The organism is Paenibacillus sp. JCM 9796, assembly GCF_055379675.1.
On the sequence record NZ_AP043723.1, the window covers coordinates 2336759 to 2354272 of the forward strand.

Below are 17514 nucleotides of genomic sequence, written 5' to 3' on the forward strand. Positions count from 1 at the left end.
CGGGACGCACCCTCTTGGCACTGCCCTTCTGTTTAAGGCGCTTACGATCTCCATTCACTCGAACTCACAGACTTTGACGAAGCACGTTCCCTTTGCCTCTGTCTTCCCTCTTTTGAAGTGGAAGCAGGTTATGCGACTCGCAGTTTTCAAAGCTTACAACCGCTTCAAAAAAAAATCCGCGCATACTCATCCGAGTTTTCCCCTCCAGTCTGTTACCAGCTTTCATCGGCTCGGACTTACTCGCTACTATGGAACGATCCGCCATCTCGCAGCCCGTCGGCTTGGCTTTCCCCTTTGGGTTATACCTCCCCTACCTTGCCCGCGTTTGCGTCAAGGAGACTACGAGACTTCCCTCGGTCATCTGCACATTCTGTTCCATCCATCCTGACCCTAATCACGTCGATGAGCCTTGCAGGTCATATCCCTTTCGTGCTTTCCTGCAAGATATGCGCATTCGCACAGGTTTCCCCGTTTTCTGGGCGGGTCACCCAACATCGCCGCCACCTCTGGTTCACCGCATTCCGGGCTGGACTTTGCCTGTAGGCCCTTCAGATTCTCCCTCGCGAGAGACACCCTGCCAGTCCTTCTCCTTCCGGAGGTAGGACCTCTGCTTCGGCTACGGCACTTTAAAGGGTAAAGTTACCGAGTGGATTTGAACCACCTAGATTGTGCGACTGTGAGGCGCACCAAAAAAAACCTGTCTTTTCGACAGGTTAAATAATCATCAAGCGTGCAGTGCCAAGAACATGGAGCGCCTCATTTCTGTTAAAGAGTCCAGGAGGGAATACCTGCTGGCTCTAAACTTATTCCGGGCGGTTGTTCCCTGAGAGGTCACTGCACAAAATATATATACGACTATGTGAGTTCAATTACTAACAGTACCTTATTATCTTTACGGAGAATGCCTGCAAGTATATGGTTTTACTCAGCAGCCATTGCGTCTGCTTTCGTTTTATGAACCGTACCAAATGGATGCTGAGGCGGGGCATAAATAGAATAAAGTTTAAGTGGTTTATTGCCCGTATTTATTAAATTGTGCCATTTACCAGCAGGTACCATGATTGCAAAATCATCATAAACTCTTTTTTCAAAATTTAAATTATCTTTAGTATCACCCATGCGAACTATACCTTGCCCCTCTTCAATACGCAAGAATTGGTCAACTGTGGGGTGAACTTCTAAACCGATGTCTTCTCCAACTTGGATACTCATCACAGTAACTTGTAAGTTATTTCCTGTCCATATGGCAGTGCGAAATGTACTGTTTTGCTTTGTAGCCTCGTTAATATTCACAACAAATGGTGCTCTTCCAAAATCTTTTAACTCAATTCTACTTTCCATATCTGATGACTGCCGATGACCAAATAGGTTTGTATGCTCTATTTCTTGTGGAATCGCCCAGTACACAGGCTGTCTTACATAGCTATACATTGGTACGTTAACGTAGTATGGATATGGATACATATACCCAGCGTAGTACATTTTGTTTGCTCATTCCCTTCACAGAAATATAAAATATGCTATTCACTATGGCTTGGGAATGTGCTTTTATTTCGCAATCAACGCGAATTGAGAGAACTGGTCCGTTACCGTCGAAGTCTGATTCAAGAACGATCTCGCGAACATAACCGCGTTCAAAAAGTTCTCGAAGGCGCCAACATCAAGCTGGCTTCCGTCGTCTCGGACATTATGGGCTCTCCAGTAGGGACATGCTTGAGGCCATGGTCGACGGCGAGACTGATCCGGAGAAACTTGCCGGCTTCGCACGCCGAACAATGAAGAAAAAGAAAGAAGAACTCGAGCTTGCGCTCCGGGGTAACATGAGCTCGCATCAACTTTCTTCATATTTTCAACGGGACTATACTTTTGATGATGCTCCATGAGGTCTGTCCCAAATAATTCTACACAGTGACGAACCATATCAAGCGCTGAGTGTCCTAATATTTGTTATACGTGAAAAATATCCCGTCCGTTTAAAATATAGAACTTAGTACTTTTCGATTCCTCACTTTTCGGCATAACTCAGGGAACTACAGCCGGTTGTTCTTCTTTAGACGCTTTTTGACTCGTCTTAAAGTCGATCGGCGCAATGCCTTCCGCGTGCCACACCGTGCCTCTTCGCTCGTACTCGAATAATCTTTCTACGGCATTAGCAATTTGGGGCCCTAACTCACGCTCAACCAAGTACAAGGCCACGTCAAGTCCCGAAGTCACGCCTCCCCCGCTCACGAAGCGAGGACCATCTTCAACGACTCTTGCATTCACCGGAATTGCACCGAGAGCTCCTAACGCAGCCATGCCTATTTGATTGGTAACTGCATGTCTATCTTTCAACAAACCATCCATAGCAAGCAGCAATGAACCTCCACATACTGTAGCCACAGTGATATTCTTATTTTCGAAAGCTCGTTTCATCATATCCGGCAAGCCTGTCTCGTTGGCCTGCCTTAATATATTCGCAATGGCATCTTCCGAATTTCCCGCCGGTTTACCCGAAGCTCCAGGCACCAAAATAATTCCCGAACGATTTGGGTCTAATGCGGCTTGCGCTTCGAGGGCGGGCCCATTCATACCGCTCGGAACTGAACGCTTACCCTCTGCGGATACCAATTCCACAGTAACTGCTCCTCCTGAGTACATTCCCGCGGCAGCGAATACTTCATATGGCGCTAATGCGTCCAGTAGATCGAAACCATCGAATAATACGATTTGAACATGCATACTTTTGTCCTCGAATATATCATTTTTCTCTTTTGGTTTCGCACTTACGGCAGAGGAAACTAGACTTAGAACTAGAACAAACGACATGAGTAATCCGAAAATTTTTTTCATCCTTATACCATTCCTTTCGCATAAGCGATATTTTTTATTCTTAATATGCAGGGATACCAGTACACTACAAATAGCGCGGAGGTTAGTGAGCCGCCTCACTTATGGGGAACAACAACCTATCTGGATTGACCGGTAGTTCTGATGATCACCTCAGGAATAACGAGCAGCAGCACAATGGAGCCGTAAACGCCAATTGTATAGCTGGTAGCGTAAACCAGACCGAATCCCTGATGAAAAAGGGAGGTGATGAGATGAATCAACATGTTCGTAAAACAAAAGGCGTAACTTCGGATCATCCAGTTCCGGTGCCGGATGATCCGTTTCTTTTTGATTTGAACGAACGCCACAATGGTTATAACCGGCCATATAATATTTAGCGCATTGAACCCCATACTGCTTATTTTTCCTCCGGTTGCGTAAGGAGCCATGTATCCGGAAGTCAGCACGACAAGAAGTACGGACACTAAATAAACATAGCCGTTAATGCGATGGAACTTGCGGCTTTTTTCAAAGATACGATTATAAAAGTTGAGTAGCCCGGACGCCATGGCGATGCAGGCAAATGCAACATGAACGTACATAACGTTTAACCAGACCGGGAGATTAAGCTCACGCTTAAGTCCGGTTTTCTCGCTCAAAAATCCCTCGGCCCCGGGGTCGATAATATAATTGTCCACCAAGGCAGAAAGGATAAATAGAATAGTGACACAGGCCAAAAGTCCGTATAATGTTTTCCCTTTCTTCATGAGATCCAACCCCCCCCCCGCGGCGCCTTATTTATTAACAATAGACAATTCTTGGTTAGGAAGCCCGTTTGCCAGTTAATTTGGATGCCGGCAGCACGCCGGCCTTGGCGATTCCAGTCATGTGATCCCCGTCGGCGGCAACTTCGAATTTCAGATTTAAGCGCATTGGTTTCGTAATTCGCAGCGACCAGGTAAGCTTGTTGTCCTGAAGTACGGAGTTCAAAAACTCGACCGTCTCATCCCCTTGTGTCGCCTTGCCTTGGATCGTCCCATTACTTGTTGATATTGAGAGCTTGACTTGCAATTTCCCAACCGGCGTAGCGATTGTCGTATCCCAATCCCCGTCGAAGACAGATGCCTGTGTGATTTCATGCAGGGTGCCGTAAGTCATCGCCGCTTTGTTCGCCGCGATGTTCAGTTCGGCACCCGTCAAGGACTTATAAGTGCTAGGCGCAATTCCTGTTTCTCGCCAAACCGTTCCCCTCCGTTCAAATTCGAACAACCGTTCTACCACGTGTGCGACACGTGGTCCAAGTTCACGTTCCAGCAGATACAGAGCTACATCGAGTCCCGAAGTTACGCCGCCGCCGGTAACCAAGTTGCCGTCGTCCACTACGCGTGCTGAGACGGGAATGGCCCCGGTTGCTCCAAGTAAATCCATGCCTAGATGATTCGTTACCGCCGGTCTGCCTTCTAGCAACCCTCCCATGGCCAGCAACAGTGAGCCGCCGCATACCGTGGCGACTACGTTGTCTTTTTGCCCAAGTGCCTGCCCAATCATACCGGTCAATTCTGTATTCATTGCCCGAGCTAGAATAGCCGGGATCGAATCCGGGCCATCTCCTTCGACGTCACCCGATGCGCCAGGCACGAGAATGATGTCCGCACGTTCCGGGTTCAGTCTGCCGCTCGCTTCAATTTTTAATCCGTTGATGCCGCTAGTCACGGATCTTTGCCCTTCCGCGGTGACGAATTCTACGCTTAATGCGTTTTCTGCATTCATTGCAGCGGCGCAAAAAACCTCGTAGGGTGCAATGGCATCCAAAAGGTCGAAGCCATCAAAAAGCACGATTTGAACCGTCAACATAAATAAATCCCCCTCCAAAGTCATTACGTCAGTTTAACTTGTGTCGGTCGTATCATGATGTCCATGAAATGATCCTTGAACCTACGAGTCGTTAAGGGAGCTTTATTTTGTCAGAAGATCTTTCAGCCTGTGATATTCCTTCTCGTTAAGTTCACCCTTAGCCATCCGGCTTTTTAGAATCAAAGCGATATCACAGTCCTTTTGATTAAAATCTCTGTAACGATTACGAATGGCATATATTCGCACCGCCACAAAACAAAAAAGTGTGAGACAAAATATAGCCCCGAATGGAAAAAAAGAGAAGCTGTCGTTTTCCAAGCCCATTTGAAAACCTCCTTCACATATAGAAGCATAACAAATGAATATCTCAAACCAAGTTGTAAAAAGGTCACAAAACAATAAACAATTCATCACAAAACATATGGTTTCGAGTGCTCTTGCAGAAAAAGTGATAAAATAGGGTGCAAAGGTGGGATATACATGAGTGTAATAAATACGATACTAGTTGTAGACGATGACCAAAGTATCGTTGAACTTTTGAGGGACTTTTTGGAGAACGAAAATTTTCATGTTATAACCGCTTGTGACACCGCACAAGCATGGGCCGTGTTCCAACAGAGTTCAATTCATTGTATTGTCCTTGACATCATGATGCCGGGACAAAATGGATTTGAGTTATGTCGCCGGATTCGGGCGGAGAGCAACGTTCCTATCCTTTTCTTGAGCGCTCGCAGCGATGATGTGGACAAGATTCGAGGGCTGACTCTCGGCGGCGATGATTATATCGTCAAAACCGCTTCACCCGGCGAGATCGTTGCCCGCGTAAAGGCTGTTCTACGACGCATCGGCACGCAGCAAACAAGCACGGTCAAGGTATTGGACTATGGCCGCCTCAAGCTCGATTTGTCCACAAGAGATGTGTTCGTAGACGGAAGGAGCGTCTCTCTCACGCCGAAGGAATATGAGTTGCTGCGATTGTTTGCGGAGCACCCGAGACAAGTATTTACCTATGACCAATTGCTCACGAAGTTCTGGGATGGTGTCGGCGATAAGCATACGATTCGCGTCCATCTGAGCCGTCTCCGCGAGAAGATCGAGCACGATCCGGATCAGCCACAATATTTGACCAACGTATGGGGCGTTGGTTATCGCTTCGAGGGCGTGTAACATGAGGAAGCTTCGTATTCGTACCTATGCCTTGCTCAGCTTGGTGCTCCTTCTGCTGCTGCCATGGGTTTTCTTTGTGGCGGCACACTTCATCACGACCCAATCGTTGCATATTGGAGAGGACCAGCCGAATTCGTACACGGTTCCCATGGTTGCTGCGTTCGCAGGACTGCTGCTCGCTTTCGTTATTGTAGGCGTTCGCATGCGAAGACTCCTTCTCATGCCCCTTGAGAGAATGAGCCAGGCAGCTCGGCAAATCGCTGCAGGCGATTGGGACGTTCAGCTGCCCCCGTCGACCATCAGAGAGATCGCCGAGGTTCGGGATGGATTTGAAGTCATGGTGAATGGACTGGAAAACTCGCACCGGAAGCAAGCGGAGCTTGAGGAGGAACGACGATTCGTTATCGCTGCCGTCGCGCATGACTTGCGGACACCTTTATTTGCCTTGCGCGGTTATTTGGACGGGCTCGAGCAAGGCATTGCACGAACGCCGGATCAAATCGCAAAGTATGTGGCTGTTTGCAAGGAGAAATCGTCTCAATTGGACCGGTTGGTTGAGGATCTCTTCACCTTTACGAAGATGGAGTATTTGGAAACAGAGCTAAGCGAGGACACCGCTGACTTTAACGATATTGTTCAGAAATCGATCGACAGCCTGGAGCCGAAAGCGCAGCAGAAGCACATCTCAATCGTCGCCCTTTACGTGCCGGATGGTTGTTTGATTAGAGCGGATTTGCACTTATTAGAGCGCGCGTTGAGCAATTTGTTGGATAATGCTGTAAGGTACACACCTGCTCATGGACGAATTCTCGTTCAATGCCGCCGGGAAGGAGATCGAGCATCGTTCACGATCCAAGATTCAGGGCCGGGCTTTGTGCCGGAGGAGCTCAAACGTATCTTTGAACCTCTCTATCGGGGAGAGCAGTCGAGAAATCGTGCGACGGGAGGAGCCGGATTAGGGCTAACCATATCACAGCGAATCATCCGCCAGCATGGAGGCGAGCTTGCTGGAGGTAACCACCCGAGTGGAGGCGCAATCCTCTCAGGCTGGATTCCTGCCGCTAACCGATAAGAAGACTGGAACCCAAAAATAACCGAAAGATGCAAAGGAAGGCTGCCGACATTGGGCAGCCTTCGCTGTTTAGGGTACATAACGGTGATAATAACCGCTGTTGAATCAAACTGCCCGTTCGTATTATGAGGTCAGCCAGTTTTGATATGCTCCCCTTTAGGTAGACAGGTGAAATAATAAAACCTATTTACCAAGGGGGGGGGTTTTTCATGTCCAAAATTAACGAGTACTGCGGGAAAGAGAAATTGGCTATATTGAAGGAACTTGAAGCGGGGCAAGGGTCACTAAGCGGGATAGCCTACAAATATAGTATTAACGTGAGTACTTTGAAAGACTGGCGACGTCGTTATGAACTGTACGGAGCTGAAGGGTTGGAATTTCGTTCAAAGAATACGAGCTATTCGGTCGAACTTAAACTACAAGCGGTTCAAGATTATCTTTCCGGGAAGTACTCACAACACGAAATCATAAGAAAATATAGCATTGCAAGCCGTACACAACTCAGGAACTGGATTAAAAAGTATAATAGTCATAGCGGTCTAAGATCGTATAAGAATGGAGGCATAGCCGCTATGACAAAGGGACGGACAACAACCTGGGAAGAACGGATCGACATCGTATTGTACTGCCTTTCTCAAAATCGCGATTATCATAAAGCAGCCGAAAAGTATCAGGTTTCTTATCAGCAAGTTTATCAATGGGTTAAGAAATATGATGCTGGGGCAGAAGATGCTCTCCAGGACCGACGTGGCAAAATAAACCAACAGAAGAATTAAGTGAAGCGGAACGGCAAAAGCTGGCCATGAAGAAGTTAGAAGCCGAGAACGAACGGCTGCGAGCGGAGAATGCCCTGTTAAAAAAGTTAGAGGAGTTCGAAAGGAGGCGTTTTTAAGTCGGGTACGTCAGGAGAACATCTACCTGTCCATTCAAGCCGTGCAGCAAAATACGGGTTTTAGTACTCAACTGCTGTGCAAAGTGGCAGGTATTCCCCGCTCAAGCTATTATAAGTGGTTAAATCGGGAACCCAGCTTCCAAGAGCAAGAAAATGAAAAACTGACGGATGCCATGATCTTGCTTTATGAGAAGGTGGACGGCATCTTTGGCTACCGCCAGTTAACCCTTCATTTAAGAAAACAGCTGGATCGTGCGATTAACCACAAGCGGATCTATCGCCTGATGAAACTGGCAGGCATCCAATCGGTCATTCGCAGGAAGAAAAAGAAATACGTTAAATCCACGCCTGAACAGATAGCGGAGAATCTGTTGAACCGAGAATTTACTGCCGAGAACTCGAATGAGAAATGGGTGACCGACGTAACCGAAATGAAGTACGGTAAGGGGCAGAAAGCTTACCTCAGCGCCATCTTAGATCTTCACGATAAGTCCATTGTGGCCTACGTACTTGGCCACTCCAACAACAATAACCTTGTTTTCACAACGGTGGATAGGGCATTGAAAGCCGCACCAGGAACATCGCCAATGTTGCATAGTGATCGAGGTTTTCAATATACGTCATGGGGCTTTAAAAGGCGCTTAGAAGCACACGAGATAACACAGAGTATGTCGAGGGTAGGCAAGTGCATTGATAATGGCCCCATGGAATCATTTTGGGGGACGCTCAAAAGCGAGAAATACTACCTCCACAAATACCAAACATTTGATGCATTAAAGAAAGATATCGATGATTACATTCATTTTTACAACTACGAGCGGTTGCAGAAGAAATTAAACAGCCTCAGCCCGATGGAAGCTCGAGCTAAGGCAGCTTAATCATTTTATTTTATTCCACTGTCTACTTGACGGGGGGCACTTCATTTTTACTGGTTGACCTCTTTTATCTTTAAAGGGTTTAGTACGGGTAGCCGGGGTAGAACGTAACTGCCCGTGGGGCTTTGACCCCGAGCTCTAAACTGTTCACCCCCTACTTGTAGAAACATGTTTGAGGCTGGTTGAGACACTGATCTCGAATAACAAGCGAAGCTATGTGTGTAATCAATTTTTACGCAAACTAAAAGGGAGCGCCGAATTTTCCCCTCGGGCTCCCTTCTAGATGTTCAATCATTTTGCTTATCGGTTCCACACATCTTTTAATGGTTCCATAGATCTTTATCACCGGACAAGGTGTTCAAAGAAAATAAAGTATTAGGCTGTCGCTGTTTTTTACACCAATTTACTGTATAGACCCTTTTTAATACTGATACTCAATATAACAGCAGATGCAGCCAGTAACCAATTATGACTCCAAATTGAATATACGCCGGAAGGCAGCAATAAACATTAAACCTAAAAAAATAATAGCTGGTTTAGCACCAAATTTTTTTCGAATAATACTTAAAACTACAATAAATAAAATAGCATGAAAAATTAACATTCCAACAAGACCTAGATATGCAACAATCATGTACACACCACCTAATTATGAAGGTTGATTATATTATAGCATTAACCTTTGATGGGACTTTATTTTCCCGCGAGTTTTTTAACAATATTTTCATAGTTGCTAACTTATATTTCAAATTACTGATTCCTACACATGATATTATTAAAGACGTATTTTGATGATTTGAGAAATCATTCAGATACTATACATAATTACAATCTAGAGCTTTATGATTGTGCAATTCAAGATGAAGCAATTAGAAATCATTTGTTGTCAAGGAATATTGAATTTGAAGACATTCAATCTTAACAGCTCATTTCTAGGAACGGTATCTTTAGTGTAGTGTTTATATATTGATACAATTTTTTTGCTCTAACTGTACTTTGTGTTTAGATACATCGCGGGGAACCGTATATATTGAAATCTCATAGCTTACGCTATCCTGCCCGTTAGCGCAACAAAGCTGCCGGTCATACACGCGGCAGCTGTCGGGCGGTAAATAACTTGGAAACCGATTTTGTTGATTTTATTGAATTTAATCTGAGGTGTTAAAAATTCCAAAAAACTGTAAAGTTGGATACCACTAATTATATCCCTTTCAACAAGGTTGGAAACTCCATTGTTGGTATCATAAGTCTTATTACATCCCGCTTCCAAGGCTTCTTACATGATTTGAGTAAAATGACCTCGGTGCCACACGCCTTAATTCGTTAACCTTATCGTTAAACCGACAACTTCCTAGCCTTTTACCACAACCGCAAGGACAGGGCCGTTTATTTGCAATATTCTTCTTCATCCCTAAGAGAGTCAGAGTTTCCACCACTTGCTTAGGATGTGTCAGACCTAATAAATCTAAATAATCATTTAATACGCCTTCTTCTCCATGTTTAAGCTCGCCAAAGATAAACTCCCCACCATACTGCAACTTGTGCGATACTGCATATAAATATGGTACCAAGCATTCCTCTGCATACGTATTTATTGTTGGGGATTTGTAGAGTTTCAATACGACTCTTAAAGGAGCTCCGAAACACAAAGTACCATCCCAGTTAACATGGTGCATGGAATCCCTTGGGATTTTCATCCCTAGTTCTTTAACTTTAGGTAACTCATATGGAAACTTTTCTGGTATATGTATCTCCAACTCATAACTGTCTTTAATACTTGGACCATCCTTATAACTTGCTTTAAATCTAAATGTCCCTCTGAGGGAAAGTAATGAACCCTTCATTGGGGCGAATGACATACCTGGGTAATCTCGTAAAAAGTCCTCTGCTCCATGCAAGATCATATTTGACACCTAAAATGAATGTTTCCATGGTTTAATTGGTTCCTGAATGTTATGCTCCTTGGTGGTTGGGGAGGTTATACCATCCAATCTAATTGTTCCTAATTTTTTTTCGAGTTCATCATTGTTCACTTTTACAGAGAACTTCTTATTGAAACTTTCACTTATAAACTTTGCATCATTTGAAGACGTGATGTTATGAAAATCTATTTGTGCTTGTCTCAACCACAGAAAGAAGTTCTGCTCAAGCTTCAAATATTCATACTCAGGCATTGCCCATCTATCTGCGAAGTCTTCCTCCGGATTAACTGGATTCGGCACTCGCGGGAATGTTGGATTCAACATCTTAGGCATTTTTTCTAGGATATTATTCAAAGCAGTAAAGATATCTGTCTCTCCATTATAGGCTCGAGCTGCCAATGTTGTGATAATTATTGAAATGGGTTTCGATTCATCATCACCGAACATAATATCCCTGTGCCTTTTTAGCATTTGAACACATCTTTGCAGAGGTGTTTTGTTTTTAGGCTCTTCGCCACTAGCGATGCTACCAGCCAAAATTAGCTCTACGAATTTCCAGAAAACCTTTGAAAATCGGACAAGGGAATTGGTATAGATGCTTCGCTCCACGTCCACCATCTGTTGCAGCATAAACAAGACTACAAATGGGCATACTGGTGCTGGACAAGGGAATTGGTTCAGGTGCGAGCGATGCGTGGCTCCATGCTGTTGCCAATTCTTTTCTTATTTCAAGGCGAAGTTCAGCTTTCCTGCCAATACGTAGACCATAGCGATGATGTTCTTTTCGGAGCGGTAGCCTCGGGCCTTCCGTTTGGCCGCTTGAAATAAGCTATTTACGCCTTCGAGCAGACCGTTTGTCAGTTTGGATGAAAACCATCGGACGACGCCATCGTAGTGGTTTTGCAGCATTTTGGCGACTTCGACCATTGGAGCCAGTCGACAACGCAGTCCCCACTGAATCCAGTCTTGCAGCACCATAGGTGCGATTGCAGCCGGATAGCGATAGATCTCCTGGAGGATCAGCCGCATCCGGTAGGCTTTGGCGGTATCCAGATCGCAGTCCTTCAGTTTCGCCATCGTTTCTTGTTGCGCAGCAGTCAGATTTTCCGGGTTTTTCAACCACATATATCGCGTGTCTTTTAGTTCTGCGCAGCTCTTCCGTTCGGTACGGCGCACTTCATCAACGGCTTCGTTTGCGGCCTGTATCACATGGAATTTGTCGAAGGTGATCGAGGCTTTTGGAAAGTTCTCCTCTGCACCTTTGATGAAGGCTGGCGACATATCCATGCAAACCTCGGTAATGTTTTCGGCTTTGCCGCCATGAGATTCCAGTTGCTTCTTACACTCGCTCCATGTGCTGGAATCTTTGCCCTTGGTCACGCAGATGACATTTTTCTGCTCCGGGTCCATGAATATGGTGATGTAGTTGTGACCACGTTTGGCCGATGTTTCGTCGGTATTGATCTTCGTCACATACGAGAGATCCTGTGCTGCGATGGCATTATCGACATAGTGATGGAGAATCCGCCACAAGCGTGTATCGTGCTCGCCTACAAATCGGCTGATGGCGTTCATCGGCATATCTTTAGCCAGTGCTATGATAAGCGCATCGAAGTGCAGGGTGAAATAGTGTTTCGGTTTGTCTAACGCCCAAGGCACGTTGACCCCAGTGATGGAATTACATTGGTCGCACTTGGTTCGGGGAAGCTCTGCATGAATATAGCAGGGATATTCGAAGAAATTCAGATGCCGCCATGTGCGGTCATGATTGGCAATATCTCGAACAGGTTGATTAGGGGCTCCGCACTTGGCACAAGGAAATAGCGCCCGCTGACGAAACTTCACATACACGTCCAACTGCTTGGCTTCCAGGCTGAAATCAACCCGATCGATATACCACGGCTCGGGAATATGAAGCAGTTCTTCCAACTGACCTTCCTTAAGATTTGCTACAAACATTTGAAAACACCTCATCCTCTACTGGTCTCTTAATTTCCAGTATTGACAGGTGTTCGCACTTTAAACAGCGAAGAAGCTGTTTTTATAAACTCTGTTATTATGCAGTTGACTTTTCCGCAATGCCATCAGATTCTGAATACTCTGGAAGTATTGCTGAAGTTTGACGTCTGAATAAACGTTAATAGTATCGATTTGGCGGCACTCCTCTAGTCCACCTGAATCGTCTGCTATGTAAATAATTGCATCAGACTCATACGTAAAGTAAACTACAATCCTCCATGCTCTATTAAACGCGGCCTGTTCAAACCATTGTTCACGAATTCCTTTAGAACAAGTAAATCGGTTTCCCTTAAAGGTAATACCTCGAGCTGTTACTTTTCCATAGGCTTTGCTCAATAAATTAATATTCATATCTAAACCTCCTTGAAAAGTTCGATTTATTAGAATTATATCCGTATTTGAATTTTATAATCATTTATCCGTCTTTGGATATTTAAAAATATAATAGTCCTTTCCCAATCTTCTCAGACCCGGGACCCGGATGCAGTGTTTTAGATGTAAACCATACTTCTAACTGTGGACCACGTCAGTTTTTTTTTATTATAAGAACGACTCGCAATCTGCCATCAATAATGTGCGCCTTCCGGCAACATTATCCACGTCTGCTCACCTCCGTGCCATCAAAATATCATTGTATTATTATATACGGAACATATGTTCGTTTTGAAAATGATAATTCATAACTACATAAATTGGGGCAGAACGGTGTTAAATAATATAGTTGTAATATTTTTCTAACGCTCGTATGATTAGCCTGTATGGAGGTGGATAGGGGTATTTAGTAGTGCATCGACAGGACTTTATGATCAAAAATCGGGAGGGATGTCAATAGCTTCACTATGCTTTTCAGCGATCCAATCGAACCAGGAGCCTCCCGATCGTCCTCCACTTTAACTTTGTCATCTTTTTCTTCTTGCTTTTCTTTACGCTCGATTGGCTCTTTTGCTACGTAGTCCGGATCCAGTCTTTTGAGATTCAGATTAATAATTTGCTTCGGAACACCTTCTGATTCCAAAATTTTCTTCTGATAGAGTGCAGTCTTTTGGATCGCTTCAACTACGTCAAGAGGTTCAAAAAAACCGCACCCCTCCTTATGCTTACTATCTATATCCTTGCCCACCGTTTTGAAGTATGCGGATCTCTTTGTTCCGGATGAAGAAGAAGCACCGACAAAAATGACCGGTGCCTTGCATTGAGGATCGATACAAAATCCTAATTAGCCCTGCTACAATTATTGGAAGCAAGATAACGAAAGCAAATCCGCCTAACAAAATATAAGCGGTTGGAATTTCAATATGTAACATACTTATACCCCTCTTTTGCGACTATGCGTCATATTTAATCAAACAACTGACCTTGAAATTGCCCATGATAATTGCTCTCCAGCCCCACTACAAAATCTAGGCTTTCGTGTATAGCGCGAGTCGGATCCCATTTCGGTTCCTTCGGAACCTGCCCCCGGTAGTTTCCAAACCTCCGCGGAGCGACAATGGCCGCCGTCAGGTCTACGCTATGCCAAGGAAACCTTAGCAAGTTTTGATCGCAAACGCCAAATCCATGGAAGTTTATACCTTCATATCGAGTGAAGACTTCGGACAGCAGCTCGTACCTTTTTTTCCACGAACCAATGGTTAGGATGCCACCTATACCAACGCACGGTGGATCGACCTTGGTAAGGATTTCGTCCAGAAAGGAAAACGGCGATGAGTCAATGTGCCAGATAGGCATCGGGCATACGCCTTCATCACAAAGAAATTTGAAATGCGCTGCAGATAACGCATCATTTCCACGGACATCCAGATTCGACCATGTAAAGAATTCTTTGCGATAACGTCTTAAGAAGCTAGAATACTCCTCGATGTCGATTGGGCAGTCATGCAGCTCCCAAGCCTTTACCTTCCCAAAACTAAATCCGTTCATCAATTGAAAGCCCCCGCTGTCGATAAAGAGCTTTTCAATTCCGTTCTCCGACCTATACCTTCGCCAATTATCGGTCCCCTGTTTTCGAAGGTACAAATAATTAAACATAGCCCACCTCGCTCCGCGTGAAGCAGCTAATGCGAGATCCCTTGGATGTGATTCGGTTCCGGAGAGCCAGACGCGTATGCCTAAAATCGTCAGACGATGCAGGCCCGTCCTGGTTACTATGACCCGTGAAATGTCGGCAAACATCTCGACAAGGCAACCAAAGAGTGCGAAGCTCATTCTGCAGAATCGTTCCACGTCTTTAATTATGCAAGTTCGCGTATAGTAGATATACGTTGCTGCCTTCACCAACCGCTTTCGCGAAATTTGGTTCGGCGAACTTGCCCTTTTCGGATTAAGCCACAAGTCTTCGTCATGCACCCGGATTACTTGGCTCCTTGATCCAGTTACCGATTGAATATACTGCCGGCGCCGCGCTTTCTTCAAAAAACTACGGACCCTCCGACTCGCCTCTGCTTGGTAGTCGAGCAAATGAACCATCCTTCCCTTTTTAGCATAAAAGGCCATGACGACAATCGCCACGGCCCCTAAAACCCTCATGCAGTAACTTCTAAATCCTCATCGACGATGATTAACCTACTGTGACGATAATTTATAATTTCTGCATCTTCGTCCTCCAGTTCAATAAACAGAAGCCGAAATAATTGGGTTATCTTTTTCGACATATACAACATCCTCCTTGCCCCCTCCTCCATAGGTGGGGGACTTAAAATACTCCCACCTTGGAGTTAAAGCAAAGATTCGTTTATAAACCGATGACAAGCCCTGGTGCGAGAAGTTCGCCAATCGTTTCCTCAAAGGAATTTGCTGCTTCAATCCGTCTGCGTAACTAGATAAAAACTGACATACACCTTTTGGATTCAAAAAATGAAAAGTGCTTTTTCCAATCGTGATTCTAAACCTACTTACGATCAGATTGACAGTTTTTTTCTCATCAGGGGGCATTTCTCGCATGTATTCTTTATCAAACGTTTTGCCATCTGGCATTCCTCCTAGACATAAAAAAATAGAACCGGCAATCAAGACCCGCTCCTTGTTCATTCAATATGGGATTACATTTGCTGCAGCATAGATAACCGTTCGATTACCTACTTGCGCGCTGAGTACCCTTTTGATCCAATAGAATCTCCTCCCTCGCATATGATTTCCTACGCAAAAAAAACTACGAATGACCAATCAACTAACAGGGATTTCCAATACCTTCGTCGAAGTATTATCTAGAGACTTTGATGGAGGTTTTTTCTAATGCCACTACCTAAAAATCGAATTATTCCCGAGAGAAAAATATATTATCGACCTGAGTTCGAATGCTGTTTACACTGTGGAACGAAATTGAAGAGAAGTCACACAGCCTGGAAGAAGAACATCTCCACATTAAACGGCGTTATTCAAGCTTGGAGTATGGCATACGCATGTCCAAATCCAAGTTGTGCATACCCCAAAACATACTATAAATCAGCAGAAGCAGACTCCTTGTGTATGAAACATACATCCTATGGTTTCGACGTATTGGCCCTTGTTGGACAACTACGCTTTAAGCATCACATGACGATCGGTGAAATTACTCAAGAACTGAATGAACGCGGCATATCTACTTCCGAACGCAACTCTCAAAGATTGTACGAGAGATACGTCACTTTATTACGCTCTAGTGTTACGGATCATGTGAAATCTGCTCTAATGCCAGTTGCTGAAGAACATGGTGGAATCATGATTTCCATGGACGGTGTTCAACCCGAGAAAGGCAATGAGACGCTTTACGTTGTTCGTGAAGTATTTAGTGGAACCATCCTCGTCGCAAAAAGCGTGAAGAGTAGCTCGTCAGAGGAACTGAAAGAGCTTATTCGGCCGGTCATCGATCTTGGCTTTCGCATCATCGGTATTGTCACAGATGGGCAGCAATCGATACGCCTTGCCATGGAGTCGCTCCTTCCGGAGGTACCCTACCAATACTGTCAATACCATTACTTAAAGGATATAGCGAAACCTGTCGTGGATCTCGATCGAAAGTTAAAAACAGGAATTAAGAAAAGTCTCCGCGGGATCCGTGAAATCGAAAGAAAATTAGATAAAGACGATTCACCAGAATCCGAGGTAGCTAAAGATTATTTAGCCGCGGTTCGTTCCGTGCTCCTAGAGGATGGAAATCCGCCGTTAGATTTACCTGGAGTTCGAATTTACGAAACCGCACAGACCATTCAGACATCGCTTCAAAACTGTCTGGATAAAAAAGGGGCCCTCCCTGCTTCAAGATGTTTTCAGAATATTCAACAAACTTAATGAGTTTAGCGAGCTATACAAAGAAGTTAAGCGCTGGGCGCAGCCGCTGCATCATGCAGCTAATATCTTGAATCCAGACGATGATCAAACAAGTGAATCTGTACGATTCCATTTTCAATGCCTGATGCAATGGTTAGAGCTAACATTTACAGAAGAAGCCGACCAACCGATGGTTTCTAATTTTAAGAGTTACACCAACGGATTCTGGAAAGGGCTTTTTACTTGTTATGACCACCCTCATGTTCCTCGAACCAACAATGACCACGAACGATTCTTTCGTCAAACCAAGACACGCCATCGACGTATGACGGGACTACGCAGCTGGAACGAATACATCGTTCGATCTGGAGAGTTTGTTGTATTCGTCGATGACGCACTCCGGCAACCTGATGTATTAAGCAGACTCCAAGGTGTTACCTATGAGGTTTTTCACGCTGAACGTAATCGTTGGTCAAAACGACTGGAAGAAGCCACGAAACGTCGTCGGTTTAGAAGCAACCCTGCAAAGTACCTTGAAAAAATAGAAAACAAGTATTGTGCGTTAATTGGTCTGTCGTAGAAAAAAAGCCCCAGCAGAGGGAATCCTTGGAAACAAGCAGACTACACCTGTTCTCATAAATTCCGCCACTAGGGCAT

Annotated in this window: 17 protein-coding genes and 2 pseudogenes; 6 read left to right on the forward strand and 13 right to left on the reverse strand. The window is 44.8% G+C overall.

Annotation, left to right across the window (positions count from 1 at the left end):
• Window positions 1-921 precede the first annotated feature (921 nt).
• A complete protein-coding gene (locus ACZ439_RS11115) occupies window positions 922-1482 on the reverse strand; it encodes a cupin domain-containing protein (RefSeq protein ID WP_127606624.1) in 561 nt (186 codons plus the stop codon).
• Between the two features lie 72 nt (window positions 1483-1554).
• Between ACZ439_RS11115 and ACZ439_RS11120 the strand changes: the two are divergent.
• Window positions 1555-1835: pseudogene (locus ACZ439_RS11120) on the forward strand (IS110 family RNA-guided transposase); the annotation flags it as partial.
• 187 nt (window positions 1836-2022) lie between these two features.
• On the opposite strand, the gene ACZ439_RS11125 reads toward ACZ439_RS11120, so the two are convergent.
• From ACZ439_RS11125 to ACZ439_RS11140, 4 genes are all read right to left on the reverse strand, one after another.
• The gene (locus tag ACZ439_RS11125; protein ID WP_464621014.1) at window positions 2023-2832 is read right to left on the reverse strand and encodes a DJ-1/PfpI family protein; all 810 of its coding nucleotides are present in this window, start codon (window positions 2830-2832) and stop codon (window positions 2023-2025) included.
• 116 nt (window positions 2833-2948) lie between these two features.
• Window positions 2949-3578 (reverse strand): DUF2306 domain-containing protein, encoded by a 630-nt coding sequence (locus ACZ439_RS11130; protein ID WP_464621015.1) that lies wholly within the window; start codon window positions 3576-3578, stop codon window positions 2949-2951.
• A gap of 55 nt (window positions 3579-3633) precedes the next feature.
• The gene (locus ACZ439_RS11135) at window positions 3634-4665 is read right to left on the reverse strand and encodes a DJ-1/PfpI family protein (protein ID WP_464621016.1); all 1032 of its coding nucleotides are present in this window, start codon (window positions 4663-4665) and stop codon (window positions 3634-3636) included.
• A 102-nt stretch (window positions 4666-4767) separates the two neighbouring features.
• Entirely contained in the window at window positions 4768-4989 is a 222-nt protein-coding gene (locus ACZ439_RS11140) for an SHOCT domain-containing protein (protein WP_155614976.1), read from the reverse strand.
• A 156-nt stretch (window positions 4990-5145) separates the two neighbouring features.
• Here ACZ439_RS11140 and ACZ439_RS11145 point away from each other — a divergent pair, with 156 nt between their 5' ends.
• The 3 genes and pseudogenes from ACZ439_RS11145 (at window position 5146) to ACZ439_RS11155 (ending at window position 8674) form a co-directional block, all read left to right on the forward strand.
• Window positions 5146-5832, forward strand: coding sequence for a response regulator transcription factor (locus tag ACZ439_RS11145; protein WP_201317655.1), 687 nt, complete (start codon window positions 5146-5148; stop codon window positions 5830-5832).
• Window position 5833: 1 nt separating this feature from the next.
• On the forward strand, window positions 5834-6904 hold the full coding sequence (locus ACZ439_RS11150; protein ID WP_054798530.1) for a sensor histidine kinase: 1071 nt from the start codon (window positions 5834-5836) through the stop codon (window positions 6902-6904).
• Between the two features lie 209 nt (window positions 6905-7113).
• Window positions 7114-8674, forward strand: a pseudogene (locus ACZ439_RS11155) (IS3 family transposase).
• Between the two features lie 463 nt (window positions 8675-9137).
• Here the strand turns inward: ACZ439_RS11155 and ACZ439_RS11160 are convergent.
• From ACZ439_RS11160 to ACZ439_RS11195, 8 genes are all read right to left on the reverse strand, one after another.
• Entirely contained in the window at window positions 9138-9305 is a 168-nt protein-coding gene (locus ACZ439_RS11160) for a hypothetical protein (RefSeq protein ID WP_464621017.1), read from the reverse strand.
• A gap of 619 nt (window positions 9306-9924) precedes the next feature.
• Entirely contained in the window at window positions 9925-10575 is a 651-nt protein-coding gene (locus ACZ439_RS11165; RefSeq protein WP_464621018.1) for a ubiquitin-conjugating enzyme family protein, read from the reverse strand.
• Between the two features lie 9 nt (window positions 10576-10584).
• Window positions 10585-11202, reverse strand: a complete 618-nt coding sequence (locus ACZ439_RS11170) for a hypothetical protein (protein WP_464621019.1) — start codon at window positions 11200-11202, stop codon at window positions 10585-10587.
• Window positions 11203-11316: 114 nt separating this feature from the next.
• On the reverse strand, window positions 11317-12552 hold the full coding sequence (locus ACZ439_RS11175) for an ISL3 family transposase (protein WP_464621020.1): 1236 nt from the start codon (window positions 12550-12552) through the stop codon (window positions 11317-11319).
• Window positions 12553-12612: 60 nt separating this feature from the next.
• Window positions 12613-12963 carry a hypothetical protein gene (locus ACZ439_RS11180; protein WP_054800309.1) on the reverse strand — a complete coding sequence of 117 codons (351 nt, stop codon included), beginning with the start codon at window positions 12961-12963 and terminating at the stop codon, window positions 12613-12615.
• Between the two features lie 427 nt (window positions 12964-13390).
• Window positions 13391-13732 carry a hypothetical protein gene (locus ACZ439_RS11185; RefSeq protein WP_464621021.1) on the reverse strand — a complete coding sequence of 114 codons (342 nt, stop codon included), beginning with the start codon at window positions 13730-13732 and terminating at the stop codon, window positions 13391-13393.
• Between the two features lie 218 nt (window positions 13733-13950).
• Complete coding sequence (locus tag ACZ439_RS11190; protein ID WP_464621022.1) at window positions 13951-14532, reverse strand: hypothetical protein; 582 nt, start codon at window positions 14530-14532, stop codon at window positions 13951-13953.
• 687 nt (window positions 14533-15219) lie between these two features.
• A complete protein-coding gene (locus tag ACZ439_RS11195; RefSeq protein ID WP_464621023.1) occupies window positions 15220-15621 on the reverse strand; it encodes a hypothetical protein in 402 nt (133 codons plus the stop codon).
• 222 nt (window positions 15622-15843) lie between these two features.
• Between ACZ439_RS11195 and ACZ439_RS11200 the strand changes: the two genes are divergently transcribed.
• Window positions 15844-16878 carry a transposase gene (locus ACZ439_RS11200; protein ID WP_127608846.1) on the forward strand — a complete coding sequence of 345 codons (1035 nt, stop codon included), beginning with the start codon at window positions 15844-15846 and terminating at the stop codon, window positions 16876-16878.
• Window positions 16879-16945: 67 nt separating this feature from the next.
• Entirely contained in the window at window positions 16946-17437 is a 492-nt protein-coding gene (locus ACZ439_RS11205; RefSeq protein WP_164751891.1) for a hypothetical protein, read from the forward strand.
• The last annotated feature ends 77 nt before the right edge of the window (window positions 17438-17514 follow it).

Coding starts and splice junctions, on each gene's coding strand:
- ACZ439_RS11140 (WP_155614976.1), bottom strand. CDS start 4,989: ATGGGCTTGGAAAACGACAGCTTCTCTTTTTTTCCATTCGGGGCTATA.
- ACZ439_RS11125 (WP_464621014.1), bottom strand. CDS start 2,832: ATGAAAAAAATTTTCGGATTACTCATGTCGTTTGTTCTAGTTCTAAGT.
- ACZ439_RS11190 (WP_464621022.1), bottom strand. CDS start 14,532: ATGAACGGATTTAGTTTTGGGAAGGTAAAGGCTTGGGAGCTGCATGAC.
- ACZ439_RS11135 (WP_464621016.1), bottom strand. CDS start 4,665: ATGTTGACGGTTCAAATCGTGCTTTTTGATGGCTTCGACCTTTTGGAT.
- ACZ439_RS11160 (WP_464621017.1), bottom strand. CDS start 9,305: ATGATTGTTGCATATCTAGGTCTTGTTGGAATGTTAATTTTTCATGCT.
- ACZ439_RS11115 (WP_127606624.1), bottom strand. CDS start 1,482: ATGTACTACGCTGGGTATATGTATCCATATCCATACTACGTTAACGTA.
- ACZ439_RS11200 (WP_127608846.1), top strand. CDS start 15,844: ATGCCACTACCTAAAAATCGAATTATTCCCGAGAGAAAAATATATTAT.
- ACZ439_RS11145 (WP_201317655.1), top strand. CDS start 5,146: ATGAGTGTAATAAATACGATACTAGTTGTAGACGATGACCAAAGTATC.
- ACZ439_RS11180 (WP_054800309.1), bottom strand. CDS start 12,963: ATGAATATTAATTTATTGAGCAAAGCCTATGGAAAAGTAACAGCTCGA.
- ACZ439_RS11150 (WP_054798530.1), top strand. CDS start 5,834: ATGAGGAAGCTTCGTATTCGTACCTATGCCTTGCTCAGCTTGGTGCTC.
- ACZ439_RS11130 (WP_464621015.1), bottom strand. CDS start 3,578: ATGAAGAAAGGGAAAACATTATACGGACTTTTGGCCTGTGTCACTATT.
- ACZ439_RS11175 (WP_464621020.1), bottom strand. CDS start 12,552: ATGTTTGTAGCAAATCTTAAGGAAGGTCAGTTGGAAGAACTGCTTCAT.
- ACZ439_RS11165 (WP_464621018.1), bottom strand. CDS start 10,575: ATGATCTTGCATGGAGCAGAGGACTTTTTACGAGATTACCCAGGTATG.